23 protein-coding genes and 2 pseudogenes are annotated in these 24892 nt (G+C 69.1%); 8 read left to right on the top strand and 17 right to left on the bottom strand.

Features of this window, described 5'->3' with window-relative positions; genetic code table 11:
* Nucleotide 1: 1 nt before the first annotated feature.
* On the bottom strand, nucleotides 2-739 hold the full coding sequence (locus tag C6A87_RS09675) for an acyltransferase (RefSeq protein ID WP_003928718.1): 738 nt from the start codon (nucleotides 737-739) through the stop codon (nucleotides 2-4).
* Between the two features lie 119 nt (nucleotides 740-858).
* On the opposite strand from C6A87_RS09675, the gene C6A87_RS09670 reads away from it, so the two are divergent.
* Together C6A87_RS09670 and C6A87_RS09665 are read left to right on the top strand one after the other, a co-directional pair.
* Nucleotides 859-2151: a PQQ-binding-like beta-propeller repeat protein gene (locus C6A87_RS09670; protein WP_311117869.1), complete on the top strand. Its 1293-nt coding sequence runs from the start codon at nucleotides 859-861 to the stop codon at nucleotides 2149-2151.
* A 108-nt stretch (nucleotides 2152-2259) separates the two neighbouring features.
* Complete coding sequence (locus C6A87_RS09665; RefSeq protein WP_311117035.1) at nucleotides 2260-3810, top strand: alanine/glycine:cation symporter family protein; 1551 nt, start codon at nucleotides 2260-2262, stop codon at nucleotides 3808-3810.
* Here C6A87_RS09665 and C6A87_RS09660 read toward each other — a convergent pair.
* The 8 genes from C6A87_RS09660 to C6A87_RS09625 form a co-directional block, all read right to left on the bottom strand.
* Nucleotides 3803-4510: an esterase gene (locus tag C6A87_RS09660; RefSeq protein ID WP_311117034.1), complete on the bottom strand. Its 708-nt coding sequence runs from the start codon at nucleotides 4508-4510 to the stop codon at nucleotides 3803-3805. The two genes, C6A87_RS09665 and C6A87_RS09660, sit on opposite strands and share 8 nt — an antisense overlap.
* 88 nt (nucleotides 4511-4598) lie before the next feature.
* Nucleotides 4599-5825 carry a THUMP-like domain-containing protein gene (locus C6A87_RS09655; RefSeq protein WP_311117033.1) on the bottom strand — a complete coding sequence of 409 codons (1227 nt, stop codon included), beginning with the start codon at nucleotides 5823-5825 and terminating at the stop codon, nucleotides 4599-4601.
* A complete protein-coding gene (locus C6A87_RS09650) occupies nucleotides 5759-6736 on the bottom strand; it encodes a methyltransferase domain-containing protein (RefSeq protein WP_311117032.1) in 978 nt (325 codons plus the stop codon). Before C6A87_RS09650 ends, C6A87_RS09655 begins: the two co-directional genes overlap by 67 nt.
* Before the next feature lie 10 nt (nucleotides 6737-6746).
* Nucleotides 6747-7427 carry an enoyl-CoA hydratase gene (locus C6A87_RS09645; protein WP_311117031.1) on the bottom strand — a complete coding sequence of 227 codons (681 nt, stop codon included), beginning with the start codon at nucleotides 7425-7427 and terminating at the stop codon, nucleotides 6747-6749.
* Nucleotides 7424-8257: an NUDIX hydrolase gene (locus C6A87_RS09640; protein ID WP_311117030.1), complete on the bottom strand. Its 834-nt coding sequence runs from the start codon at nucleotides 8255-8257 to the stop codon at nucleotides 7424-7426. Before C6A87_RS09640 ends, C6A87_RS09645 begins: the two co-directional genes overlap by 4 nt.
* The gene (locus C6A87_RS09635) at nucleotides 8254-9120 is read right to left on the bottom strand and encodes an ABC transporter ATP-binding protein (protein ID WP_396837033.1); all 867 of its coding nucleotides are present in this window, start codon (nucleotides 9118-9120) and stop codon (nucleotides 8254-8256) included. Before C6A87_RS09635 ends, C6A87_RS09640 begins: the two co-directional genes overlap by 4 nt.
* Nucleotides 9121-9183: 63 nt before the next feature.
* Nucleotides 9184-9867 carry a YitT family protein gene (locus C6A87_RS09630; RefSeq protein WP_396837032.1) on the bottom strand — a complete coding sequence of 228 codons (684 nt, stop codon included), beginning with the start codon at nucleotides 9865-9867 and terminating at the stop codon, nucleotides 9184-9186.
* Entirely contained in the window at nucleotides 9867-10019 is a 153-nt protein-coding gene (locus C6A87_RS09625; protein WP_311117029.1) for a hypothetical protein, read from the bottom strand. Before C6A87_RS09625 ends, C6A87_RS09630 begins: the two co-directional genes overlap by 1 nt.
* Nucleotides 10020-10083: 64 nt before the next feature.
* On the opposite strand from C6A87_RS09625, the gene C6A87_RS09620 reads away from it, so the two are divergent.
* Complete coding sequence (locus C6A87_RS09620) at nucleotides 10084-11526, top strand: PLP-dependent aminotransferase family protein (protein WP_311117028.1); 1443 nt, start codon at nucleotides 10084-10086, stop codon at nucleotides 11524-11526.
* Between the two features lie 3 nt (nucleotides 11527-11529).
* Here the strand turns inward: C6A87_RS09620 and serB are convergent.
* A pseudogene (gene serB / locus C6A87_RS09615) lies at nucleotides 11530-12779 on the bottom strand (phosphoserine phosphatase SerB).
* Between the two features lie 31 nt (nucleotides 12780-12810).
* Nucleotides 12811-14556, bottom strand: a complete 1746-nt coding sequence (gene ctaD / locus C6A87_RS09610; protein WP_311117027.1) for a cytochrome c oxidase subunit I — start codon at nucleotides 14554-14556, stop codon at nucleotides 12811-12813.
* A 199-nt stretch (nucleotides 14557-14755) separates the two neighbouring features.
* Between ctaD and C6A87_RS09605 the strand changes: the two genes are divergently transcribed.
* Together C6A87_RS09605 and C6A87_RS09600 are read left to right on the top strand one after the other, a co-directional pair.
* Nucleotides 14756-15898: an iron-siderophore ABC transporter substrate-binding protein gene (locus C6A87_RS09605; protein WP_311117026.1), complete on the top strand. Its 1143-nt coding sequence runs from the start codon at nucleotides 14756-14758 to the stop codon at nucleotides 15896-15898.
* A gap of 152 nt (nucleotides 15899-16050) precedes the next feature.
* Entirely contained in the window at nucleotides 16051-17097 is a 1047-nt protein-coding gene (locus C6A87_RS09600; protein WP_311117025.1) for an NAD(P)-dependent alcohol dehydrogenase, read from the top strand.
* Here the strand turns inward: C6A87_RS09600 and C6A87_RS09595 are convergent.
* Both C6A87_RS09595 and C6A87_RS09590 read right to left on the bottom strand, forming a co-directional pair.
* Entirely contained in the window at nucleotides 17094-17438 is a 345-nt protein-coding gene (locus tag C6A87_RS09595) for a DUF3349 domain-containing protein (RefSeq protein ID WP_311117024.1), read from the bottom strand. The two genes, C6A87_RS09600 and C6A87_RS09595, sit on opposite strands and share 4 nt — an antisense overlap.
* Before the next feature lie 268 nt (nucleotides 17439-17706).
* Nucleotides 17707-17835, bottom strand: coding sequence for a hypothetical protein (locus C6A87_RS09590; protein ID WP_311117023.1), 129 nt, complete (start codon nucleotides 17833-17835; stop codon nucleotides 17707-17709).
* A 203-nt stretch (nucleotides 17836-18038) separates the two neighbouring features.
* Between C6A87_RS09590 and C6A87_RS09585 the strand changes: the two genes are divergently transcribed.
* The gene (locus C6A87_RS09585; protein ID WP_311117022.1) at nucleotides 18039-18692 is read left to right on the top strand and encodes a response regulator transcription factor; all 654 of its coding nucleotides are present in this window, start codon (nucleotides 18039-18041) and stop codon (nucleotides 18690-18692) included.
* On the opposite strand, the gene C6A87_RS09580 is transcribed toward C6A87_RS09585, so the two are convergent.
* Nucleotides 18670-19038 (bottom strand): response regulator, encoded by a 369-nt coding sequence (locus C6A87_RS09580; protein ID WP_311117021.1) that lies wholly within the window; start codon nucleotides 19036-19038, stop codon nucleotides 18670-18672. The two genes, C6A87_RS09585 and C6A87_RS09580, sit on opposite strands and share 23 nt — an antisense overlap.
* On the opposite strand from C6A87_RS09580, the pseudogene C6A87_RS09575 reads away from it, so the two are divergent.
* Both C6A87_RS09575 and C6A87_RS29175 read left to right on the top strand, forming a co-directional pair.
* A pseudogene (locus tag C6A87_RS09575) lies at nucleotides 18934-20112 on the top strand (PAS domain S-box protein); the annotation flags it as partial. The gene C6A87_RS09580 and the pseudogene C6A87_RS09575 overlap by 105 nt on opposite strands.
* Nucleotides 20091-21296, top strand: coding sequence for an ATP-binding protein (locus tag C6A87_RS29175; RefSeq protein WP_396837084.1), 1206 nt, complete (start codon nucleotides 20091-20093; stop codon nucleotides 21294-21296). The pseudogene C6A87_RS09575 and the gene C6A87_RS29175, both read left to right, overlap by 22 nt.
* Nucleotides 21297-21298: 2 nt before the next feature.
* Here C6A87_RS29175 and nrdF read toward each other — a convergent pair whose 3' ends face one another.
* The 3 genes from nrdF to C6A87_RS09555 all read right to left on the bottom strand — a co-directional run bounded on the left by nrdF (nucleotide 21299) and on the right by C6A87_RS09555 (nucleotide 24791).
* A complete protein-coding gene (nrdF, locus tag C6A87_RS09565; protein WP_396837083.1) occupies nucleotides 21299-22261 on the bottom strand; it encodes a class 1b ribonucleoside-diphosphate reductase subunit beta in 963 nt (320 codons plus the stop codon).
* A 141-nt stretch (nucleotides 22262-22402) separates the two neighbouring features.
* Nucleotides 22403-23932 (bottom strand): NAD(P)/FAD-dependent oxidoreductase, encoded by a 1530-nt coding sequence (locus tag C6A87_RS09560; RefSeq protein WP_311117017.1) that lies wholly within the window; start codon nucleotides 23930-23932, stop codon nucleotides 22403-22405.
* A gap of 118 nt (nucleotides 23933-24050) precedes the next feature.
* A complete protein-coding gene (locus C6A87_RS09555) occupies nucleotides 24051-24791 on the bottom strand; it encodes a TetR/AcrR family transcriptional regulator (protein WP_311117016.1) in 741 nt (246 codons plus the stop codon).
* Between the last annotated feature and the right edge of the window lie 101 nt (nucleotides 24792-24892).

The raw sequence follows: 24892 nt of genomic DNA, 5'->3' as shown, positions 1-24892 counted from the left end.
GCTAGCGGGAGGCTTTCTTGCGTTCGATGTCGGCCAGTGCCGCGGCCAGTTGGGCCCGCTCGGCCGCCGAGGTCTCCCACGACAGTTTGCGGTTCTTGACGACCTTGCCCGGGGCGCCGACCACGATCGAGTAGTCCGGGATCTCCCCCTTGACCACCGCGTGGGCACCCAGCACGCAACCGCGGCCGATGGTGGTGCCGCGCAGCACGGTGACCTTGGCCGCGACCCAGGTGTCCGGCCCGATCCGCACCGGGCTCTTGACGATGCCCTGATCCTTGATCGGCAGTTCGATGCTGTCCATCTTGTGGTCGAAATCGCAGACGTAGCACCAGTCGGCCATCAGCACGGAGTCGCCGAGCTCGATGTCGAGGTAGGTGTTGATCACGTTGTCCCGGCCCAGCACCACCTTGTCGCCGATGCGCAGCGAACCCTCGTGGCAGCGGATCGTGTTCTTGTCGCCGATGTGCACCCAGCGGCCGATTTCCATCTGCGCCAGCTCCGGGGTGGCTTGGATCTCCACGTTCTTGCCGAGGAAGACCATGCCCCGGGTGATCACGTGCGGGTTGGCCAGCTTGAATTTCAGCAACCGCCAGTACCGCACCAGGTACCACGGGGTGTAGGCGCGGTTGGCAAGCACCCATTTCAGCGAGGCGAGCGTGAGGAAGTCGGCCTGGCGAGGGTCCCGCAGACGCGATCCTCGCCAGCGTTTGTGCAGCGGCGCTCCCCACATCGTTGTCATGGCCGGAAAGCCTACGCGTCCGCCCGAGACATTCCCGGGTCGCTCCGCTCATGCCCCCCGAAGGGGTCAACGGTTACCCTCACCTGGGCTCGACGTACACCGCGACCAGAAGGGATCCCGTGCTCCGGCGAATCTTCGCATTGGCCTCGACGGCGTTGGTCGCAGGTGCGCTGACCGGCTGTGGCAACACCGATTCCTGGGTCGAGGCCCGCGCGGCCACCGGCTGGGCGGCCCAGTACGCCGACGCCGCGAACAGCAGCTCCTCCCCGGTCGCAGGGGCCGACGCGTTGCGCCTGGAGTGGACGCGATCGGTCAAGGGCGAACTGGGCGCGCAGGTGGCCCTCGGCTCCGGCAACTATCTGGCGGTCAACGGTCAGACCGAGGCGGGCTGTTCGCTGATGGTGTGGGAGACCGACAACCGGGGCAGGCAGCGCTGGTGCACCCGGCTGGTGCAGGGCGGCGCCATGGCCAGCCCGTTGTTCGACGGGTTCGACAATCTCTACATCGGTCAGCCCGGGCTGATCATGTCCTTCCCGGCCACCCAGTGGATCCGCTGGCGCCAGTTGGTGATCGGGATGCCGATGACCGCACGGATCCTCGATCCCGGGCGGCTGCTGGTGCTCACCCACCTGGGTCAGGTGCTGGTATTCGACGCCCATCGCGGCACCGTGACCGGCACGACGCTCGACCTGGTCGCCGGCGTGGACCCGACCGATTCCGAACGCGGCCTCGACGACTGCCGCGCGGCCGGTCCGCGCTGCCCGGTGGCCGCCGCGCCCGCGTACTCCGAGGCCACCGGCATGGTGGTGGTGCCGCTGTGGGAGCCCGACGCGGAGCAGCCGGTGCTGGTCGGGCTGCGGTACAACCCCGGGCAGACCCCGCAGCTCACCCGCGAATGGACCAGTGACGCGGTCGGCGGCGGCCCGCTGGCCAGCCCGGTGATCTCGGCGGACGGGTCGACGGTCTACGTCAACGGCCGCGACGAGAGCCTGTGGGCGATCAACGCCGACGACGGCAGCCCGAAGTGGTCGGTGCCGCTGGGCTACCTGGCCCAGACCCCGCCGTCGGTGACGCCCGGCGGGATGATCGTGGCCGGGGGCGGACCGGGAGCCCGGCTGACAGCGGTCCGCGACACCGCAGAGGACGGCGAGGTGCTCTGGACCCATGACGAGGTCGAGCCGTTGACCACCTCAAGCCTGGCCGGCGTCGGCTACGCGGTGGTCCGCGACGGCGACGGTGAGGACCGGTCCGGGCTGGCGTTGCAGGTCTTCAGCCTCGGCGACGGGGCCACCCTGGGCACCCACCCGTTGCCGAACGCGGACGGATGGCCGGTCGGGGTGTCCATCGGCCACGACCGGCGGGTGGTGGCCGCGACCAGCGCCGGGCAGGTCTACGGGTTCGTCCCGTCCTGATCCCCCTGACGTGGGCGTTCCCGTCGGAAATGCGGAGCGGACGAAGCCGTGCGAGCATTCACAGTCGGATGATCCGCAGACACCGACAAGTCGAACGAGGGGAAACGAGTGTCGGAATTTCTTGCCGCCGTCAATGACCTGGTGTGGCACGAGAGCCTGGTTTACCTCTGCCTGGCCGCCGGCGTCTACTTCTCGATCAGGTCCCGCTTCGTGCAGGTGCGGCAGATTCCGGAGATGGTGCGGCTGATGCTGCGGGGCGAGAAATCGCCCTCCGGGGTGTCGAGCTTCCAGGCGCTGACGATGTCGCTGGCCGGTCGCGTCGGCACCGGCAACATCGCCGGTGTGGCCACCGCCATCGCCTTCGGTGGCCCGGGCGCGCTGTTCTGGATGTGGATGGTCGCGTTCCTCGGAGCCTCGACGTCGTTCGTCGAATGCACGCTCGGCCAGATCTACAAGGACCGCGACAAGCTCACCGGCGAGTACCGCGGCGGCCCGGCCTACTACTTCAGCACCGCGTTGTCCCACACCGCGGCGGCCGGCGCGATGAAGGTGTACGGCTACATCTTCGCCGCGGTGACCCTGGTGGCGATGGGTCTGCTGCTGCCCGGTGTGCAGTCCAACTCGATGGCGTCGGCGATGAACTCCGCGTGGGGCTTCTCGAAGTGGTGGGTGGCCGTCGGCATCGTGATCGTGCTGGCCTTCGTGATCATCGGCGGCGTGAAGCGGATCGCGACCTTCGCCTCGATCGTGGTGCCGTTCATGGCCGTCGTCTACATCGCGCTGGCGCTGGTCGTGGTGTTGGTGAACGCCTCGGAGATCCCGGCGATCCTGTCGCTGATCTTCTCCAGTGCCTTCGGTATCGACTCGGCGTTCGGCGCGATCATCGGCCTGGCGGTGATGTGGGGCGTCAAACGCGGCATCTACTCGAACGAGGCGGGTCAGGGCACCGGCCCGCACGCCGCGGCGGCGGCCGAGGTGTCCCACCCCGCCAAGCAGGGCCTCGTGCAGGCATTCGCGGTCTACGTCGACACCCTGTTCGTCTGTTCGGCGACCGGCTTCCTTATCCTGTCCACCGGCGCCTACCGGGTCTTCGAGGGTGAGAGCGCCGACGGCGCGGTGATCAGCGAGGGCGGCAACATCCTGCCCGCGGACGCCGAAGTCGGTCCGGCATTCGCCCAGGTCGGTTTCGACACGCTGTGGAGCGGGGCCGGATCCAGCTTCATCGCGGTCTCGCTGGCGTTCTTCTGCCTGACCACGATCATCGCCTACTACTACATGGCCGAGACGAACCTGCGCTTCCTGCTGGGCCGGGCCGCCACCATCGAGATCCCGGGGATCCGCAGTACGGTCGGTTTCACGTCCACGATGCTGCTGCAGGCCTTGATTCTGGTGGCGGTCACCATCGGGGCCGTCTCGACCGCCTCGGAGGCCTGGACGCTCGGCGACATCGGGGTCGGCCTGATGGCCTGGCTGAACATCATCGGGATCCTGATCCTGCAGCAGCCCGCCTACAAGGCGCTGTGGGATTACGAGAGGCAGAAGAAGCAGGGACTGGACCCGGTGTTCGACCCGGTGGCTCTCGACATCAAGAACGCCACGTTCTGGGAGACCTACAAACGCGCCAGCGACGAGGACAAGCAGTCGACGACCGCTAGCTGAGCACGACCCCGTCGGCGAGCATGCCCTCGACCGCCATGATCGGCACGGTGGCCTGCAGCGCCCCGCCGGCGCCGGGCATGATCTCGCCCTGGCCGAAGTAGAAGATCAGCGAGTCGTCGGTCAGGGCGAACTCCTGGTACTTGGCCGGGTCGAGCCCGTCGGCCGCCGAGATCGGGGCGTCGACACCGAGCTGCCGGGAGATCTCGGACTGCACGATCGGGAAGATGACGTCCAGCGGCTGGGTGTCCGGCTTGAACAGCGTCTCGAAGGTGAGCGGCGCCTTCTCGGCCACATCCCAGTTGAACGACTTGAACCAGGTCTGGGGGTGTGCGCCGCCGACGTTCTCGTAGACCTCGAACACCACGCTGCGGGTGCCACCGTCGTCGGGCCCGGTCCGGTAGCCGGTGCCCTTGGCGTCGAGGACGTAGGGCAGGTTCCAGGAGCCCGGCATCTCCGAGACGTTGACGAACCCGTCACGGGTCTGGGTCAGGTAGTCGGCCAGCGCCTGCTGGTCGGGATAGTCGGCGGGGAACGCGTAATCCAGCCGGTAGGCGGGTTTCTCGGCGTGGACGTGGCAGATCTGGTCGGCATCGACCGTGCCGCCCAGAGCCGCACAGGCCGACTGGGCTGCGGCCCCGGGTGCGGCCAGCAGGCCCACCGAGACACCGGCAGCCGTCAGAGCAGCAGCGAAGATGCGCATCGTTGGGACGTCCTCGTGGTCGGCGCCTCGCGGGTACGGCGCAATGGTCGATACAGGTCGAACAGGTACGGACAGGGTACGTGAGCGATCAGCGTGACGGACGACATATGAATGCCGTTGCCCGGCTTGCCACCCCGGAACCCAGTCGGGTTATGACAACCGTCACCTGCGCGGCCCCGCGCAACCGCAGCCGGCCGCGCAGCGCATCGGGATCGACGTCGACACCGCGGACCAGGATCTCGAGGGCCCCGGCGTCGTGGCGCGAAAGCGCCTGCCGAAGCTGTTTTTCGTTGAACGCCACCTGCTCCAGGACCTCGAAGCCGCGTCTGCCGTCGGGCAACCGCTCGCCCGACAGATACGCGATGTCGGGATCGAGCTGCCACAGCCCGTGCCGTGCGGCGTAGTGGCGCACCAGACCGGCACGCACCACCGCACCGTCGGGGTCGACGATCCACCGGCCCGCGGGAGCGACCGCGCACTCGCCGGGGTCGCGGTCGGTGAGCTGCTCACCGGTGTCGAGGACGGTCGCGCGGCGGCGCACCCCATCGGCGAGTCCGCGCGACCACAGACACGCCTCGCGGACGCTTCCGCCCAGCGAGGTCACCTCGACCTCGCCCTCGAAGCCGAGTTCGGCCAGCACCGCGAAATCGATTCCGGGAGCGCACTTCACGACGTGGTCGCGGTCGCACAGCACGTCGAGCAACTCGTCCAGCGGTGGCAGGTAGGCGCGCGGGTCGAACCGGCGTCGGGACCCGCTGCGGCGCGCCGGGTCGACGACGACCACCGCGCCGGTGGTGACCGGCGCGAGCGCGTCGGCGCGGCACAGCGGCACCGTCGGGCCGAGGTTGTGGCGGGCCATCGCCAGCCGCACCGGGTCGATGTCGCTACCGATGACGAAGGACGCCCGGTTCCGCAGCGCCACAAGCTCGCTGCCGATCGAGCAGGTCGCGTCGTGCACGACCGCGCCCGCCAGCCGGCGGGCCCGGTGCTCGGCCACCGGCGCGGCCGTGGCCTGCTGGAGCGCGTCGTCGGTGAACAGCCACCCGTCGGCGTCGGCGAACTTCGTGACGGCTTTGCGCCGCAGCCTGACGGTTTCCACCAGGACTGCGGTGCGGTCACCGAAAAGCGTTCGGGCCAAAGCGATGTCCGACACCAGCGAGGTGTCGGTCAGCGGGTACCGGGACACCTCGGCCAACGCAGCCCCGCCCGCGTCGCTGCGCAGGTAGGCGACATCGCCGAGGCCGAACTCTACGACGGTTTGACCCCGGTCACCATGACGTTGTAGAACCAGCCCTTCGGTACCACGTGGCGCCACAGGTGGGCGTCGACCCACGACAGCGTCGTCCAGCTACCGAACGCGAATTTCGCCCAGCCCCAGCCCAACCGGCCCGGGGGCACCGCCGCTTCGAAGGTGCGGACCGGCCAGCCCAGCATGGCGGCGGTGAATTCCTCACTGCCGGTGCGGACTTCGACGGCGCCGGCGTTGGCGGCCATCCGCTCCAGATCGGCGGGGTCGAAGGTGTGCAGGTCGACGACGGCCTCCAGCGCCGCCGCCCGCGACGACTCGTCGAGCTCGGCCTGTGGCCTGCGCCAGCCGGCCAGAGCGGGCAGCTTGGTCACGTTGGTGGCGACCCGCCACGTCAACGTCGACAACTCGCGGGCGTACCGGTTGCCGACGGTGGTCGGCTCGCCGGCGAACACGAACCGCCCGCCCGGCTTGAGCACCCGGACCACCTCGCGCAGGGACAGCTCCACGTCGGGGATGTGGTGCAGCACCGCATGGCCGACCACGAGGTCGAACGTGTTGTCCTCGTACGGGATGCCCTCGGCGTCGGCGACGCGGCCGTCGATGTCCAGTCCCAGCGACTGACCGTTGCGGGTGGCGACCTTGACCATCCCGGGCGACAGGTCGGTCACCGAGCCGCGCCGCGCCACCCCGGCCTGGATCAGGTTGAGCAGGAAGAACCCGGTGCCGCAGCCCAGTTCCAGGGCCCGGTCGTAGGGCAGTTCCCGCTGCACCTCGTCGGGCACCGCGGCGTCGAACCGGCCGCGGGCGTAGTCGACGCAGCGCTGGTCATAGGAGATCGACCACTTGTCGTCATAGGTCTCGGCCTCCCAGTCGTGATAGAGCACCTGGGCCAGCTTGGTGTCGTGCATCGCAGCTTCGACCTGCTCCTGGGTCGCGCGGGGCTGCGGCGCGGGATCGGTGACATCGGAACTTGTCATGCAGGGCAGCCTAACGTCCGCCGGCGGCCGCGCTCTCATCGCGGGTGAACGAGTACTTGGCTGCTGCCAGCACCTCGGCCGGGTAGTCGGCGAACCGGCCCGCCCAGGCCAGGGCCGCGTCGTAGACGGTGTCCGGCGCCACCATCTCGTCGATCAGCCCCAGCTGCAGCGCCTCGCGCGCGTCGACGAAGCGGCCGCTGAACACCAGGTCCCTGGCCTTGCTCTGGCCGATCGCGCGGGCCAGACGCACCGCACCGGTGCCTGCGGGAGCACGCCCGGCCAGGATCTCGGTGGCGCCGAACTTCACGTTGTCACCGCTGATCCGCCAGTCGGCGGCCAGCGCCAGCGTCAGCCCCGCCCCGAGCGCGTAGCCGGTGATCGCCGCGACCGTCGGTTTCGGCAGGTGGGCCAGCGCGTCCACCGCGTCGCCGGAGACCCGTTCGGCGGCCACGGCCTCCTCGGCGGTCAGCGTGTTCAGCTCGGTCATGTCCGTGCCTGCGGAGAAGATCTCGTGCCCACCGAACACCACGACGGCCGACACGTCGTCGCGGGCGCCGAGTGCGGTCGCGGCCTCGGCCAGCTCGCGGTACACCTGGCGGGTCAGCGCGTTCGTCGGCGGGCGCGACACCAGCAGCGTCGCGATCCTGCGCCCGTCGCCCGGCGCCAGGACGGTGCTGACGAACTCCGTCACGCGAGTGGCGCCCCGTCGGTGTATCCCTGCGGGGCCCGCCGGTTGCGCGCGGCGTTGTAGCGCTCGCTGTTGAAGAACTCGATCTCCCAGTTGCCGCCCTGCTCGGCGGCCAGTGACGGCTCCACCGCGACGATCCTGCGCTCGACGGCGAGCACCTCGGCGACGGTGCGACCGTTGAGCGCGTCCAGTTGGGTCCAGGTCGGGGGCAGCAGGAAGCTGCGCCCGTCGGCGAAGTCGTCGAGCGCTTCCTGCGGGGTGATCCAGCCGGCCTTGTCGGTCTCGGTGTTGTCGCCGTCGGCCCGTTGGCCCTGCGGCAGCGCCCCGACGAAGAAGTAGGTGTCGTAGCGGCGGGTGCGCTCCTCCTTCGGCGTGACCCAGTTCGCCCACGGCCGCAGCAGGTCAGCGCGCAGCATCAGCTTCTCCGAGCGCAGGAACTCGCCGAACGACAGCGACTTGTCCTCCAGCGCGGCCCGTTGCTCGCGGTACACCGACGCGTCGTCGACGAGCAGGTCGGGGTCGTCGGCCGCACCGGCGAACAGCACGCCCGACTCCTCGAAGGTCTCCCGGGCCGCCGCGCACACCAGCGCCTCGGCGAGTTCGGGGTCCACGCCGAAGCGCTGCGCCCACCAGTTGCGGTCGGGACCGTGCCACGCGATGTCGGCATTGCGGTCGCGGTCGTCGACCCCGCCGCCGGGAAAGACCATCACCCCGGCGACGAAGTCCATCGCCGAATGCCTGCGCATCAGGAAGATCTTGATCCCGTCAGGGGTGTCGCGCACCAGCATCACCGTCGCGGCCGGGCGGGGCACCAGTGGGTCCTGAGGGGTCATGCACGCCTCCTGTGTGCGGCGCGGCTGCGGGTGCGGCGCGCGAAGTAGCGTCCGTCGATGTAGTCCAGCGCGATGGACTGCCCGAACGCCTTCGACAGGTTCTCGGCGGTCAGCACGTCGGTGAGCAGCCCGGCGTCGACCACGTGTCCCTCGGACAGGATCAGGCAGTGGGAGAACCCGGGCGGGATCTCCTCGACGTGATGGGTGACCAGCACCAGTGCCGGGGCGTCCGGATCGGCGGCCAGATCGCTCATCCGGGCCACCAGTTCCTCGCGGCCACCCAGGTCGAGCCCGGCCGCAGGCTCGTCGAGCAGCAGCAGTTCCGGGTCCGTCATCAACGCCCGCGCGATCAGCACCCGTTTGCGCTCGCCTTCGGACAGCGTGCCGAACGTCCGCTCGGCGAGGTGTTCGGCCCCGACGCTCTCCAGCATGTCGACGGCCTGGACGTAGTCGATGTCGTCGTAGTTCTCCCGCCACCGGCCCAGTACGGCGTAGCCGGCCGAGACCACCAGATCGCGCACGGTCTCGTCGTCGGGCACCCGTTGCGACAGCGCCGCGCTGCTGAGCCCGACGCGGGCGCGCAGTTCGGACATGTCGACCCGGCCCAGCCGCTCCCCCAGCACGTAGGCGGTGCCAGAGGACGGATGCTCCATCGCGGCCGCCATCCGCAGCAGCGAGGTCTTGCCCGCACCGTTCGGGCCGATGACCACCCAGCGCTCGTCGAGTTCCACCGACCAGGTCACCGGACCCACCAGCAGCCGGCCGTTGCGACGCAACGTGACGTCGGTGAAGTCGATCAGCAGGTCGGGATCTGCTTCCGGCGCCGGAGCGGCCACCGCATCGGGGCTGTCGTCGACTGGCACCCGACCATCGTAGTCAGGCCGCCCCTGCCCGCGGTGTGCGCCGCGGACGTCGGCGCGGCCGCGTCAACCGCAGGCGACGCCGGTGACCGGCGTGTGCTCCCCGTCGTCGGCGCCCCGGCGCGCCGAACTCACCGGGGCCCAACCGCTGACGGCCAGGATCCGCCGCGGTGTCAGCCGCACGAACAGCTGTACCAACGGTCCGATACCGAGGGCGTAGACGACGGTGCCGACCCCGACGGTCCCGCCGAGCACCCACCCGACCGCCAGCACCGAGACCTCGATCGAGGTGCGGATGGTGCGTACCGACCGGCCGGTGCGCACCACCAGACCGGTCATCAGCCCGTCCCGCGGACCGGGGCCCAGCCCGGCGCCGATGTAGAGCACGGTGCTGACGGCGTTGAGCACCACTGCCGCGACCATCAGCGCGGTGCGCACGGGCAGCGACGCCGGGGTCGGGATCAGCATCAGCGCGACGTCGACGCTGATCGCGATCACCACGACATTGGCGACGGTGCCGATGCCGGGCCGGTTGCGCAGCGGGATCCAGGCCAGCAGCACCGCCACCCCGACCACCGCCGAGGCCGTTCCGATCGTCATGCCGGTCCGTTCGGACAGACCCTGGTGGAACACGTCCCACGGGTCCAGACCGAGGCCGCTGCGGACCATCATCGCCATCGAGATCCCGTAGCCGCACAGCCCGGCCAGTAGCGCCGCACCGCGTAGCGCGGCGCGTCCCAGCGCCGGCACTACGCGTGGTCCGGGAAATGCATCCGGATCGCGTCGAGATCGCTGCGCAGACGTCGGGCGTCGGAGTCGCGCTCGTCGAGGGCGCCGCCCATCGTCGGCAGGTAGTACAGGTCGGCCAGCCGCTGGCCCAGCCGGGATAACCAGTGCGTCATGCGGCCAATGATCGGCGCCAACTGGCTTGCTCTTCAATAGCCAGTAGGGCAATACTGGCCTGCAATGACCGCGACGATGGCGAACCGCTCGCTCGATGTGGACCTTTTGGCCCGCGAGCTGGGCAACTGGCGGACATCCAGTCGTACTGGACCTGCGTATCACGGTCTCGCCGACGCCATCCGGCTACTCATCGTCGACGGCCGCATCCCGGTCGGGGCCCGGCTGCCCAGCGAGCGGGCGCTGGCCGACACCCTGCGGGTGTCCCGCACCACGGTGACGTCGGCCTACTCCCAGCTGCGCGATGACGGCTACCTCCACGCGCGGCGCGGCGCCCGCAGCACCACCGCACTTCCGCTGAGCCCGAGCCGGGCGGCGCCGGTCGCCGCACCGACCGCCAATCTGGCCGCGGCCACCCTCGCGGCACCGGCCGCGATCGTGTCGCGGGCCTTCGCCGAGGCCTCCGGCCAGCTCACCCCGTACCTGCACGCGTTCGGCATCGAGCTGGCCGGGGTGCCTCCCCTGCGGGAGGCGATCGCCGAAAGATATTGCGCGCGTGGACTTCCGACCGAACCTGACGAGATCATGGTGACCACCGGGGCATTGCACGCGATCGGCCTGATCCTGGCCACCTTCACCCAGCCCGACGACCGCGTGCTGGTCGAACAACCGACCTACCACGGCGCTCTGGCGACGATGGCCACCCGCGGCCTGCGGCCCGTCCCGGTCGCGATGGCGCCCGACGGCTGGGAACTCGACGCCGTCGAGGCCGCGGTCCGGCAGGTCGCCCCGGCGCTGGCCTATCTGATCCCCGACAACCACAATCCGACCGGCATGACACTGCCGCCCGCGGGGCGCGCCCGGCTGGCGCACATCATCCGCGAGACGCGCACCCGCACCATCGTCGACGAGACCATCACCGACATGTGGCTCGACGAGCAGGTGCCCGCACCGTTCGCGGCGTCGATGACCACCCGGCGCGATCTGGTGCTCACGGTCGGTTCGATGTCGAAGTCGTTCTGGGGCGGCTTGCGGATCGGCTGGATCCGCGGCGACCGCGGTTCCCTGGCCACCATCGCCGCGCTGCGCCCGTCGATCGACATGGGCACCCCGATCCTCGAACAACTCGCCGCGGCAAGGCTTCTGGCCGCCGAGGACGAGGTCCTGCCCGAACGCCGGGAGCTGCTGCGCGCACGCAGGGCGCTGCTGCTGGACCTGCTCGCCGAACACCTTCCGGACTGGCAGCCGGCGCCGGGCACCGGCGGTCTGTCGTTGTGGGTGCGGCTGCCCGCACCGATGAGTTCGGCGCTGTCGGCTGCCGCGTCCCGGCTGGGACTGGAGATCCCGCCCGGGCCGCGCTTCGGGGTCGACGGCACGCTCGAACGCTTCATCCGGGTGCCTTACGCATTGCCGGACGCCGAGCTGGTCGGGGCGGTCGAACTGCTGGCGCAGGCGTGGCGCACGGTCACCGGGCTGACGCCATCGGAACCGGCCGTCGTGGTGGTATGACCGTCAGTCGGGGATGTCGACGCGACGGACGACGCCGTCGAGCGCGTCCGCGGCCTCGATCTCACCGCGGGTGATACCGAGGATGAAGAGCACAGTGTCCAGGTAGGGGTGGCTCAGCGACGCGTCGGCGACCTCGCGCAGCGCCGGCTTGGCGTTGAACGCCACCCCGAGCCCGGCGGCCGAGAGCATGTCGATGTCGTTGGCGCCGTCACCGACCGCCACCGTCTGCTCCATCGGGACCCCGGCCTGCTGGGCGAAGTCGCGCAGCGCCTTGGCTTTCCCGGGCCGGTCGACGACGTTGCCGACCACCCGTCCCGTGAGTTTGCCGTCGACGATCTCGAGTTCGTTGGCGGCGACGAAGTCCATCATCAGCTCGTGGGCCAGCGGCTCGATGACCTGGCGGAACCCGCCCGACACGACTCCGCAGTAGTAGCCGAGCCGGCGCAGTGTGCGGATCGTGGTGCGCGCACCCGGGGTGAGCTCGATCTGTTCGGCGACGTCGTCGAGCACCGAGGCCGGCAGGCGGCGAGCGTGGCCACCCGGCGGTGCAGGGATTCGGCGAAGTCCAGTTCGCCGCGCATCGCCGCTTCGGTGACCTCGGCGACCGCCGCCTCGGCACCGGCGTGCGCGGCCAGCATCTCGATGACCTCACCCTGGATCAGCGTGGAGTCGACGTCGAAGACGATGAGCCGCTTGGCCCGCCGCGCCAGGCTGTAGTCCTCGACGGCGATGTCGACCTTCTCCTGGACCGCGACCCGGGCCAGCACCGCCTGCAGCTCGCGGTACACCCCGGACGGCACCGACACCCGTAGCTCCAGGCCGGTCACCGGATAGTCCGACACCCCGCGGATGAAGTCGATGTTCACGCCGAGCCCAGCGGCTTCCCTGGCGACCACCCCGAACGCCTCGGCGGTGATGGGCCGGCCCAGCACCACGATGGTGTGGGTGGACGGCTGTCGCATCACCGGCAGCCCGTCGCTGCTCTCGATGGTGACGTCGAGCCCGACGCCGTGGATCGCCGCGGTCACCTCGTCGCGCAGCGGGGCTCCCCCGGCGACCTCCGGGGGCGCCGCGACGAGCACGCCGAGCGTCAGCCGGCCGCGGATCACGACCTGTTCGACGTTGAGCAGGTCGACCCGGTGCCGGGACAGCACCTCGAACAGCGCTGATGTGACGCCGGGCTGATCCTTGCCGGTGACGGTGATCAGCAGCGACGACCGGTCGCGGGAGGACCCGTCAGGCCACCTTTGCATTGCGCTCACACGGTGCCGCTCAGTGTCTCGGTCAGGTACGGACGTTCTCGTTGTCGATCCGCGTCACGTCGCCGTCCTCGGGACCGTGCGCGCGGCCCACGTGGGCCTCACGCCGCATGCGCTCGACCATGTGCGGGTAGTGCAGCTCGAACGCCGGACGCTCCGAACGGATCCGGGGCAGCTCGGTGAAGTTGTGCCGCGGCGGCGGGCAGCTGGTCGCCCACTCCAGCGAGTTGCCGTAACCCCACGGGTCATCCACGGTCACCACCTCGCCGTAACGCCAGCTCTTGAACACGTTCCACAGGAACGGCAGCGTCGAGGCGCCCAGGATGAACGCGCCGATGGTCGACACGACGTTCAGCGTGGTGAAGCCGTCGCTGGCCAGGTAGTCGGCGTAGCGGCGCGGCATGCCCTCGTCGCCCAGCCAGTGCTGGACCAGGAAGGTCATGTGGAAGCCGATGAAGGTCAGCCAGAAGTGCAGCTTGCCCAGGCGTTCGTCGAGCAGCCGGCCGGTCATCTTCGGGAACCAGAAGTAGATGCCCGCGTAGGTGGCGAACACGATGGTGCCGAACAGCACGTAGTGGAAGTGCGCGATGACGAAGTAGCTGTCGGTGACGTGGAAGTCCAGCGGCGGGCTGGCCAGCAGCACGCCCGACAGGCCGCCGAGCAGGAACGTCGCGATGAAGCCGATGGAGAACAGCATCGGTGTCTCGAACGTCAACTGGCCCTTCCACATCGTGCCGATCCAGTTGAAGAACTTGATACCGGTCGGCACCGCGATGAGGAACGTCATGAAGGAGAAGAACGGGAGCAGCACCGCGCCGGTGGCGTACATGTGGTGCGCCCACACCGCGACCGACAGGGCGGCGATGCCCAGCGTCGCGTAGATCAGCGTGGTGTAGCCGAAGATCGGCTTACGGCTGAACACCGGGAAGATCTCACTGACGATGCCGAAGAACGGCAGCGCGATGATGTACACCTCGGGGTGGCCGAAGAACCAGAACAGGTGCTGCCACAGCAGCACACCACCGTTGGCCGGGTCGTAGATGTGCGCGCCGAGATGGCGGTCGGCGGCCAGGCCGAGCAGCGCCGCGGTCAGCAGCGGGAAGGCCAGCAGCACCAGGATCGAGGTCACCAGGATGTTCCAGGTGAAGATCGGCATCCGGAACATGGTCATGCCGGGGGCGCGCATGCAGACCACGGTGGTGATCATGTTCACGCCACCGAGGATCGTGCCCAGACCGCCGACGGCCAGACCCATGATCCACAGGTCACCGCCCGCGCCGGGTGAGTGGATGGCGTCGGTCAGCGGCGAGTACGCGGTCCAGCCGAAGTCGGCGGCGCCGCCGGGGGTGATGAAGCCACCCATGGCGATCAGCGCGCCGAACAGGAAGAGCCAGAACGAGAACGCGTTGAGGCGCGGGAACGCGACGTCGGGGGCGCCGATCTGCAGCGGCAGCACCAGGTTCGCGAACCCGAACACGATCGGCGTCGCGTAGAACAGCAGCATCACCGTGCCGTGCATGGTGAACAGCTGGTTGAACTGCTCATTGGAGAGGAACTGCAGCCCGGGGGCGGCGAGCTCGGTCCGCATGAACAGCGCCATCAGGCCGCCGATCAAGAAGAACGCGAAGCAAGCGACGCAGTACATCATGCCGATCAGCTTGTGATCGGTGGTCGTGATCAGTTTGTAGAGCAGGTTGCCCTTGGGTCCCAGCCGGGCCGGGAACGGCCGCCGTGCCTCGAGTTCGCCGATTGGGGGCGCTTCCGCAACCAACTGGTCCTCCAACCTTCCGTATCGCTGACCGGTAACAACACCGGATAGGACAGTCGGCGAGGCCGACGATCGGTATGAATCCTAGCTGCCCGAACTGACAGCGGTCGGGGTGGTCCTACAAACCGTCGTATTTGACGGCGCACCTATCTGGGCACAGACCCTGACCAGCTCGGTAACCGTTGGATGTTAACGTCGGCGCGTGCTGATCACGGGAGTGCGGGCAGGCCGCTGGGTCTCCCGGTCGGCGGGACTGACCGCCCTCGCCACCGCGGTCGTGGTGTCCGCGCTGGGCGGCTGCGGATCGTCCGGCGACACACCCGCCGACGGCTCCGGCACGGCGACGCCCACCACCAGCGTGACCCGGATCGCCAGTGCCGGCGTGCTCGGCAACGACCGCAGGCCCGATGAGTCCTGTGCGCCCGAACCGGCGCGCCTGGACGACGGCCCGCCGGAGCGCGAGGTCCGCAACGCGACCGGCCACGGCGTCACTCCCCCGATTCCGGAGACCACGCAGGTGCGGGCCGATCCCCAGCGCATCGTCGTGCTCTCCGGCGACCAGCTCGATGCGTTGTGCGCGCTGGGCCTGCAATCGCGGATCGTGGCCGCGGCGCTGCCCGACGGCTCCGACGCCCAGCCGGCCTACCTCGGCGCCGTCGTCCACGACCTACCCGGCGCCGGAAGCCGCAGCGAGCCCGACCTCGACGCGATCCGGGCGGCCGAACCGGATCTGATCCTCGGCTCGGTGGCGCTGACCCCGCAGGACCATCCCGAGCTCGCCGGGATCGCGCCCACCGTGTTCACCGGGCCCGGAGGCGCGGCGTGGAAGGACACGCTGCGCACCGTCGGGGCCGCCACCGGCCGCGCACGCGCGGCCGACGAGGTGATCGAGGAGTTCGACCGCGCCGCCGACCGGACCGGGCAGGACAACGACGCGACCCACTTCCAGGCATCGGTGGTGCAGTTCACCGACACCACGATGCGGGTGTTCGGCCCCGACAGCTTCCCCGGCAGCGTGCTCGCCGACGTCGGGGTCGGCCGCCCGGCCGCGCAGCGGTTCACCGACAAGCCCTTCGTCGAGGTGGGCATCTCCGACGAGGACCTCGGCGATTCACCGGACTTCTCGATCGCCGACGGCGACCTCCTCTATGTGTCGTTCGCCACGGCCGAGGCACGTGAACGCGCCCCCGAAGTGCTGGGCAGCGACGCGTGGCGGCGGCTGTCGGCCAACCGCGACGGCAGGGTGTTCGCGGTGAACAACGAGGTGTGGCAGACCGGCGGTAATGTCGTCGCCGCACGCGGGATCCTCGCCGATCTACGGTGGGTCAACGCCCCCATCAACTGACCGCACCACGTCAGCGGCGGAACTAACCCGGCGCCAGTGGCCGTTGAACCCGATCAGGCGCATCGTCGCGCCGTGATTCTCGGCGAATCCGAACCCGCCGACCCTTGTGCGAGACCCCGTTATGCAGAAAATCGATGAGACAAGAGGCACTGATGACCACCGTTACCGCGTATGCCGCGACCTCCGCCGACGCCCCGCTGACCCGGACCACCATCACCCGGCGCGAGGTCGGGCCGCATGACGTCGCGTTCGACATCCACTTCGCCGGTATCTGCCACTCCGACATCCACACCGTCCGCGGCGAGTGGGGGCGGGCCAATTACCCGGTGGTGCCCGGTCATGAGATCGCCGGCATCGTCACCGAGATCGGTTCGCAGGTAACCAATTTCAAGATCGGCGACCGGGTCGGCGTGGGCTGTTTCGTCGATTCCTGCCGCGAGTGTGACCAATGTCGCGACGGTGACGAGCAGTACTGCACCGGCAGTGGGATGGTCGGCACCTACAACGCCGTCGGCCGTGACGGTCAGCCGACGCAGGGGGGCTACAGCGGTGCGATCGTCGTCGACGAGAACTATGTGCTGCGCATCCCCGACTCCATCGCGCTGGACAAGGCCGCTCCCCTGCTGTGTGCGGGGATCACCACCTATTCACCTCTGCGCCACTGGAACGCCGGTCCCGGCAAGAAGGTCGCGGTGATCGGCCTCGGTGGTCTCGGTCACCTCGCGGTCAAGATCGCGGCGGCGATGGGCGCCGAGGTGACAGTCCTCAGCCAGTCGCTGAAGAAGATGGAGGACGGTCTGCGCCTGGGCGCCACGGCGTACCACGCCACCAGCGACCGCGACACCTTCAAGCAGCTGCGCGGCACGTTCGACCTGATCATCAACACCGTGTCGGCGAACCTGAATCTCGCGGACTACCTCGCGCTGCTCAAGGTCGACGGCACGCTGGTCGAACTCGGCATGCCCGAGCATCCGATGTCGGTGCCGGCCACGTCGTTGGTCGGCGGGCGGCGCAGCATCGCGGGCTCGATGATCGGTGGCATCGCCGAGACCCAGCAGATGCTGGACTTCTGCGCCGAGCACGACGTGACCCCCGAGATCGAGATCATCGAAGCGGACTACATCAACGAGGCCTACGAGCGCGTGGTGGCCAGCGATGTCCGGTACCGGTTCGTCATCGACACCGCCGGCCTGCGCTAACCGTCCGTCCCGGGATCGCCGCGGTGCTCGCCGGTCGACGGCCAGCCCGCGGCGGCCAGCTTCGCCGCCACCCGCGCGACGTTCTCCGGGCCGGCGTCGTGGTGGGTGACGTCTTCGATGAAGGCCGCGATCTCGTCGGCCTCGATCTGGCCGGCCCCGGCCCCGGCGCCCGGTGACCGTTCTTCGGTCAGGCGCGCGATGACCTCCTTGATCTGTTCCTCGGTCAGTGGAGTCGCACGCAACAGTGCCAGCAGCGGAACGCGATCGGGCCCCGGGACACCGCCGGGATAGCCGGCGCGCAGCCATTCCAGAACGGAGTGGAACAGGGACTTGGTCGTCACCGCTCCAGTGTCCTCCCCCACTCCCGGGGGCCGTCGCTGGGAGCGCGCTGACGCCGTTCGCACTCGGCTACGTGGCGATGGCCAGACACCTCCCGGCCACCTTCGCGTACGTCGTGTTCGCGGGGTCGCTGATCGGCGGCTGCGTCCACTTCGCCAATGATGCTGCGAAAAGCATTGTGGACGTGGATGTTCCATGGGTTCTGTGCGCTGTCGCGGTGCAGGTGCCCGGCGCCGCCGGAGTGCCGGTGGACACGCCGGCGCTGGTCCCCTACACGAACATCCACGGTCTGCGCGCGCTGATCGGCACCGCGGCGATGATCCTCGTCCAGGCGATCTGCTCGGTGGCCGTGGTGTGGTCCTTCTGGGTGCGGAAAGCCCACCGGGGCAACGTGTTCACCACGCTGGTCTATCCGCTGCGGGGCGCCGCCTCGATAGGGGCGGATCGGACGCACCGTGATGGAGGACAGCCACGAGCGCTGACGCCCGCCTACCTCGCGACGTTGAATCGGTTCCGGGGCACCCGATCACGCCGTCCCACTGGCAAATCGCGGTGCCGGTGCGACAATGAGGCGCCATGTTCACGCGGGGGCCGGAGGACACATGAGCGCGCTGAAGGTTGTCGTCGCCGACGACGATGTGTTGTTGCGCGAGGGGCTGGCCAGTCTTCTGGAGCGCTCCGGCTTCGAGATCGTCGGGCAGGCCGGTGACGGCGTCACGCTGCTGGACATGGTCCGGACGCAGAGGCCGGCGCTGGTGCTGACCGACATCCGGATGCCGCCGACCCACACCAGCGAGGGTCTGGACGCGGCCAGGGTGATCCGCGAAGAGTCCCCCGAGGTCGGCATCGTGGTGCTCTCGGCCCACGTCGACGTCGATCACGCGATGGAGCTGCTGGCCGGCGGCCATGCCATCGGTTACCTGCTCAAGACCCGGGTCACCGACGTCACCGACTTCATCGACACGCTGCAGCGGATCGCCAACGGCGCGTCCGTGGTGGACCCCGCGCTGGTGGCCGAGTTGGTGTCTGCGCGCAAGCGCGACGACCCGCTGGGCGCGCTCAGTGCGCGCGAACGCGAGGTGCTCACCCTGATGGCCGAGGGCCTGTCGAACGCGGGGATCGGGCGCAGGCTGTGGGTGACCGAGGGCACGGTGGAAAAGCACGTGCGCAGCATCCTGACCAAGCTGAACCTGCCCGAAACCGGCGACGACCACCGCCGGGTCCGCGCGGTGATCATGTACTTGGAGACCCGCTGACGCGGTCGAGCAGTTCACGCACCGCGCCCGGTGACAACGTCAGTTTGGGCAGGAAGCCCAGCGCCGGGCTGGCCGCGATGAGGTCGGCGAAGTCCAGCTCGTCGTGGGTGGAGGTCAGGATGACGGGGATGCCGCTGAGCTGTTCGGCGACGTCGAATCCGCTTTCGGCGCCGAGATCGACGTCGACCAGCGCCACGTCCGGATGCAGTTCGCGGGCCCGCAGCAGCGCCTCGGCCACGTCGTGGGCAGTGCCGACGACCACGATGCCGCCGCGTTCGAGAATGGCGCGGGCTGCGTCCCGGAAGTCGGCGCTGTCGTCGACGATCAAGCAGCGCGGACCGGTCATGACTCGAGCCTGTCAGGATCTTCGGCTGTCGGCATTCCTGTTAACGGGAAAAATCGGGATTACCATCGGCCGGTGACCTGGCAATCGGTGCCGACCAGCTTCTTCGAGCGTGTCGTGCGGTCACCGGCGCGACCTCTCGGGGTCGGAATCGCGGTGGCGGCCGGGTTCCTGGCCGCCGAGGTGCTCGCGGTGTTCGCGCTCAAGAAGATCGCTCCGGAGAACGCGTTCGGCGCGCTGCTGCTGCTCGGCGTGCTGGTGGTCTCTGCCGGGTGGGGCTTCGGGTTGTCGATCACCACCTCTTTGGCCAGCGCCGCCGTCTACGCCTATCTGCATCTGGAGGGCCGCGACAGCCTGGCTCCGGCGCTGGTCATCTTCCTGACGCTCGCGTTTCTCACCAATGCCCTGGTGGGCCAGGCCCGACTGCGTGCCGCCGAGGCCGAGCAGCGCCGCCACGAGGCCGATCTGGCCGCGGATCTGGCCCGGGTGATGCTGCGGGCCCCGGCGCTCGGCCCGGCGCTGCAGGATGCCGGCCGCCGTTTCGCCGACGTGCTCGGGCTGCCCTCCGCGACATTGACGGTCGAGGCCACCCCCGCCGCCCCGGACGAGCTGGCCATCGCGCTGCTCGACGGTTCGGAACGCACCGGCACGCTGCTCATCCCGCAGGATCTGCCCGCGGCGTCGGTGCGGCGGGTGCATCGCATGGTGCCGTCGCTGCAGGCCCTGCTGGCCGCCGCGTGCGACCGCGAGGTCATCACCGCCGAGCTGGAGGTCAGCCGTCGCGAGCTGGAACGCTTCTTCGCGGTGGCATCGGATCTGCTGTTCATCGGCACGTGTGACGACGGGGAGGCGCGCCTGACCCGGGTCAATCCGGCGTTCGAACGGGCGCTGGGCTATTCGGCCGCGGAACTGACCGCGCGGCCGCTGTCGGAGTTCATCGTCCAGGACGACTGGGAAGCCACTGCGGCCGCGCTCGCCGCCGTGCCGCAGACCGCGGGCGCCACGCAGTTCGAGAGCCGCAGTCTGCGCCGGGACGGCACCGTGCGCTGGCTGGAATGGAACGTGGTGTTCGACCACGGGGTGCTGGTCGGCGGGGCCCGCGACACCACCGAACGCAAGCAGGAGCAGGAACGCCTGCGGGTGGCCAGGACCCAGCAGGCGGCGCTGCGTCGGGTCGCCACCCTGGTCGCGCGCGGCGCCGCGCTGGCCGACGTCTACGACGTCGCCGTCACCGAGCTCGCGCACAGCCTCGGGGTCGACCACGTCACCCTGCTGGCCTTCGACGCCGACGACCACGTCGTGGTGAAGGCCGCGCTGAAGACCGAGAGCCAGCCGGGATTCACTGCGGGAGAGCGTCTTTCGCTCGACGGCGACAGCCTGTGCGAGCGGGTGCGCAGGACCAGTCGGCCTATGTCGGCGACTACGGCGCGCTGTCCGGGGAGATCCCGGACCGGCTGCGCGGGCTCGGTGTCCGCGCAGGGGCGGGCGTACCACTGGTCGTGGAAGGGCGCACCCGCGGCGCGCTTGTCGTGGGTTCTTCTGCCCCACAAGGGATTCCGGAAGGAACCACAGCCCACATCGGCGACTTCGCCGATCTGATCTCGACCGCGATCGCCAACGCCGAGACCCGCGCCGAGCTCACCGCGTCGCGGGCCAGGATCGTGGCGGCCGCCGACGAGGCCCGCCGGGGGTTCGAACGCGATCTGCACGACGGCGCCCAGCAGCGCATCGTGTCGCTGAGCCTGCAACTGCGCGAGGCCGAGGCGGCGACCGAGGACGACGCGCTGCGCACCCTGCTGTCCAACGCGGTGACCGGCCTGGCCGGGTTGCACTCGGATCTGCAGGAGTTATCGCGCGGTCTGCATCCGGCGGTGTTGTCGCGCGGCGGGCTGAAGCCGGCGATGCGCAACCTGGCGCGGCGCTCGACGGTTCCGGTCGAGCTGTCCGTCGACGTCGCTCGCCGCCTGCCCGAACCGGTCGAGGTGGCCGCGTATTACGTTGTCGCAGAGGCGCTGACGAACGTCGCCAAGCACGCCGACGCCGGTTCGGTGACGGTCACGGTCGGGCTCGACGAGAGCCCGGACGGCGGCACGCTGCTGCGCCTTTCGGTGACCGACGACGGTGCCGGCGGCGCCACGGACGGCGGCGGCTCAGGCCTGGTCGGCCTACGCGACCGGGTGGAGGCGCTGTCGGGCCGGCTGACGGTGACCAGTCACCCCGGCGACGGCACGACGATCAGCGCGACCATCCCGGTCGACTGAGCCTAGAAGTCCCAGTCCTCGTCCTCGGTGTTGACGGCCTTGCCGATCACGTAGGACGACCCCGAGCCGGAGAAGAAGTCGTGGTTCTCGTCGGCGTTGGGGCTCAGCGCGGACAGGATCGCCGGGTTCACGTCGGTCTCGTCGCGCGGGAACAGCGCCTCGTAGCCGAGGTTCATCAGCGCCTTGTTGGCGTTGTAGCGCAGGAACTTCTTGACGTCCTCGGTCAGGCCGACCTCGTCGTAGAGGTCCTGGGTGTACTCCACCTCGTTGTCGTAGAGCTCGAACAGCAGCTCGTAGGTGTAGTCCTTGAGCTCCTGGCGGGTGGACTCGTCGGCCAAGGCCAGACCGCGCTGGTACTTGTAGCCGATGTAGTAGCCGTGCACGGCCTCGTCGCGGATGATCAGCCGGATCATGTCGGCGGTGTTGGTGAGCTTGGCCCGGCTGCTCCAGTACATCGGCAGGTAGAAGCCGGAGTAGAACAGGAAGCTCTCCAGCAGGGTCGAAGCCACCTTGCGCTTGAGCGGCTCGTCGCCCTTGTAGTACTGCATCACGATCTCGGCCTTGCGCTGCAGGTTCGGGTTCTCCTCCGACCAGCGGAACGCGTCGTCGATCTCGTTGGTCGAGCACAGCGTCGAGAAGATGTTGGAGTAGCTGCGTGCGTGCACCGACTCCATGAACGCGATGTTGGTGTACACCGCCTCCTCGTGCGGGGTCAGCGCGTCGGGGATCAGGCTGACCGCGCCGACGGTGCCCTGGATGGTGTCGAGCAGCGTGAGCCCGGTGAACACCCGCATCGTGAGCTGCTTCTCGTGAGCGGTCAGCGTGTTCCAGGACGGGATGTCGTTGGATACCGGCACCTTCTCCGGCAACCAGAAATTACCGGTGAGGCGATCCCACACCTCGGCGTCCTTGTCGTCCTGCAGGCGGTTCCAGTTGATGGCCGAGACCCGGTCGATCAGTTTCATGCCATCGCTCACGAGGACCCCATTTCACCTGGCTTTTAGTAACGTCGCCGCGGGAACGCCCGCGACGCCCACAACACTACAACTGGTGTGCGACATCCCAGCGCTGCACGAGATGTTGTGTCAGGCGTGTCGCGGGCCCAGTCAGCGGAACGTGTACTCGGAGGCCTTGAACCTCCGGGTCGCGAGCCAGTACTGCCAGGTCATCCCGCTCCACAGGGTGCGGTTGACGCCGTGCTCGTCGAGATACCAGCTGCGGCACCCACCGGTGCTCCACACGGTGCCGCCGAGGTCGTCCTGCAGCTCGTCGTTGTAGCGGTCCTGCGCCGCCCGGGTGGGCGCCAGCGCCTGCGCGCCCGCCTTGTCGACGGCGGCGATGGCCTTGGCCGCGTAGCGGATCTGCGACTCGATCATGAACACCACCGAGTTGTGCCCCAGCGCGGTGTTCGGCCCGAGCAGGAAGAACAGGTTGGGCATGTCGGCGACGGTGATGCCGCGCAGCGCGGCGATCCCCTCCCGGTTCCACCGGTCGACGAGGTCTTCGCCGTTGGGGCCCTTGATGTCGACATAGGTGTAGGAGTCGGTGACGTGGAACCCGGTGGCGAACACCACCACGTCGACCTCGGTTTCGGACTCCCGACCGTGCTCGTCGATGGTGACGATGCCGCGCGAGGTGAAGCGCGCGATGCGGTCGGTGATCACCTCGGCCTTCGGGTCGGCGATACCGCGGTAGTACTTGTCGGAGTTGAGGATTCGCTTGCAGCCGGCCCGGTAGTCCGGGGTGAGCTTACGGCGCAGTTCGCGGTCCTTGATCGAGCGGCGGATGTTCCATTTCCCCAGCAGCTCACCGATTTTCAGCAACCTGGGCTGTTGGGTCATCGCAAACCCGACGGCCTCGTGAATCCAGTAGATGCCGGCCCGCATCGCCGCCCGGGCGCCGGGCACGTTGGCGAACACCCGCTGCACCCGTTCGGGGATCGGGTTGTTCGGCCGGGGCATCACCCAGGCCGGGGTGCGCTGGTACAGGTGCAGCTCGGCGACGTCCTTGACGATCTCGGGCACGATCTGGATGGCGCTGGCGCCGGTGCCGATCACCGCGACCTTCTTGCCGGTGATGTCGACGTCGTGGTCCCACTCCGCGGAGTGGAACGCCGCCCGGCCGGCCGCCAGGTACTCGTCGTACCCGTCGAACTCCGGGATCAGCGGGATGTGCAGACCACCGGCGCCGGAGATGACGAACTGCGCGATGAACTCGCGCCCGTCCTTGGTGAACACGTGCCAGCGCATCTCGTCGTCGTCCCAGTTCGCGCGGTCGACGTGCGCGCCGAACTCGATGTAGCGGCGCAGCCCGTACTTGGCGGTCACCCCGAGCAGGTAATCCTGGATCTCGGGCTGGAACGACCACATGTGGGTCCAGTCGGCCTTCGGCTCGAACGAGAACGAGTACATGTGCGACGGGATGTCGCACGCGCAGCCGGGGTAGGTGTTGTCCCGCCACGTGCCGCCGATCTCGTCGGCCTTCTCCAGGATCAGGAAGTCGACGCCGCGTTGCTGCAGCGCGATGGCCATGCCCAGCCCGGAGAAGCCCGAGCCGATGATCAGGGCGCGGGTGTGCACGGGCGCCTGGGCGGCAGAGGTGGTGTCGGCCTGGTCAGCCTGTTCAGCCAGCGTCATGGCCCCGATAGTACCTGGGAACGCCGGTACCGATTACGCCGAAACCGCATTCCACGCGGCTATCGGGCGGCTTTTCCCGACGTGGACGCAATCTCGGCGTCGCCCGGGGCGGAAGGACTCAGGCGACCTGTTGGCGGCGCTTGACGCCCTTGTGCAGCGGCACGTCGGGGTCGATCTGGACACCCAGCACCTCGCAGGTGCCGTTGATGGACCCGACCATGATCGTGGTCAGGTAGTCGGCGAACTTCGCCGACGGCAGCCGGCGGGGGCTGTCCTGATCGGCGCCCAGCCACCAGTCGGTCGCCGAGGCCGCTGCACCGAAGGTCGCGAACCCGGCCAGCTCGAACGCCGCGTAGTCGAGCTCCATGTCTTTGAGCTCGTTGTTGAACATGTCGGCGATCGCGAGAGTGATGTCGCGGCCCTCGTTGAGCGCCCGCATCGCCGACGAGGTCTGCTCGGCGAAGCGGCCCTGCATCAGGAACCGGATCACGTTCGGATGTTCGTCGACCAGCCGCACGTACTGCTCGACGGCCCGGAAGACCACCGTGCGCGCCGGATCGGTCGAGATGTTGATCGACGGGAAGATCGCCGACCACAACATGTCCCGCATCCGCTGCCCGATCGCCTGGAACAGGTCGGACTTGTCGGTGAAGTGGCGGTAGATCTTGGGTTTGGCAGTGCCGGCCTCCTCGGCGATCTCCCGCAGAGACACCTCGGGGCCCAGCCGGTCGATGGCCCGGAACGCCGCGTCGACGATCTCGGAGCGCACCTTCTTGCGGTGCTCGCGCCACCGTTCACTGCGGGCGTCCACCTTGACACCCGCCTGCTCGGCAGCACGCGCCCTCGACCCTCGTCGCACCCGATCACTGTACCCGCTCAGACGCCGCTGACCTGCTCAGACCTGGTCGGCCGAATGGTGGGTCTTTCGGTACTATCGCTGCGACAGCCGCTCGACGAGAG

The organism is Mycobacterium sp. ITM-2016-00317 (assembly GCF_002968295.1).
GTDB lineage: Bacteria > Actinomycetota > Actinomycetes > Mycobacteriales > Mycobacteriaceae > Mycobacterium.
The sequence above is the reverse complement of the archived record's forward strand: the minus strand, read 5'-3'. Positions and strand labels throughout refer to the sequence as shown.

Bases quoted from the DNA above. Each gene is read 5' to 3' on its own strand.
- C6A87_RS09625 (WP_311117029.1), bottom strand. From the start codon at position 10,019: ATGACGCACTGGTTATCCCGGCTGGGCCAGCGGCTGGCCGACCTGTAC.
- C6A87_RS09580 (WP_311117021.1), bottom strand. From the start codon at position 19,038: ATGACCGGTCCGCGCTGCTTGATCGTCGACGACAGCGCCGACTTCCGG.
- C6A87_RS09650 (WP_311117032.1), bottom strand. From the start codon at position 6,736: ATGACAAGTTCCGATGTCACCGATCCCGCGCCGCAGCCCCGCGCGACC.
- C6A87_RS09620 (WP_311117028.1), top strand. From the start codon at position 10,084: ATGACCGCGACGATGGCGAACCGCTCGCTCGATGTGGACCTTTTGGCC.
- C6A87_RS29175 (WP_396837084.1), top strand. From the start codon at position 20,091: ATGGAACGTGGTGTTCGACCACGGGGTGCTGGTCGGCGGGGCCCGCGA.
- C6A87_RS09585 (WP_311117022.1), top strand. From the start codon at position 18,039: ATGAGCGCGCTGAAGGTTGTCGTCGCCGACGACGATGTGTTGTTGCGC.
- nrdF (WP_396837083.1), bottom strand. From the start codon at position 22,261: ATGAAACTGATCGACCGGGTCTCGGCCATCAACTGGAACCGCCTGCAG.
- C6A87_RS09560 (WP_311117017.1), bottom strand. From the start codon at position 23,932: ATGACGCTGGCTGAACAGGCTGACCAGGCCGACACCACCTCTGCCGCC.
- C6A87_RS09640 (WP_311117030.1), bottom strand. From the start codon at position 8,257: ATGACCCCTCAGGACCCACTGGTGCCCCGCCCGGCCGCGACGGTGATG.
- C6A87_RS09660 (WP_311117034.1), bottom strand. From the start codon at position 4,510: ATGCGCATCTTCGCTGCTGCTCTGACGGCTGCCGGTGTCTCGGTGGGC.
- C6A87_RS09600 (WP_311117025.1), top strand. From the start codon at position 16,051: ATGACCACCGTTACCGCGTATGCCGCGACCTCCGCCGACGCCCCGCTG.
- C6A87_RS09675 (WP_003928718.1), bottom strand. From the start codon at position 739: ATGACAACGATGTGGGGAGCGCCGCTGCACAAACGCTGGCGAGGATCG.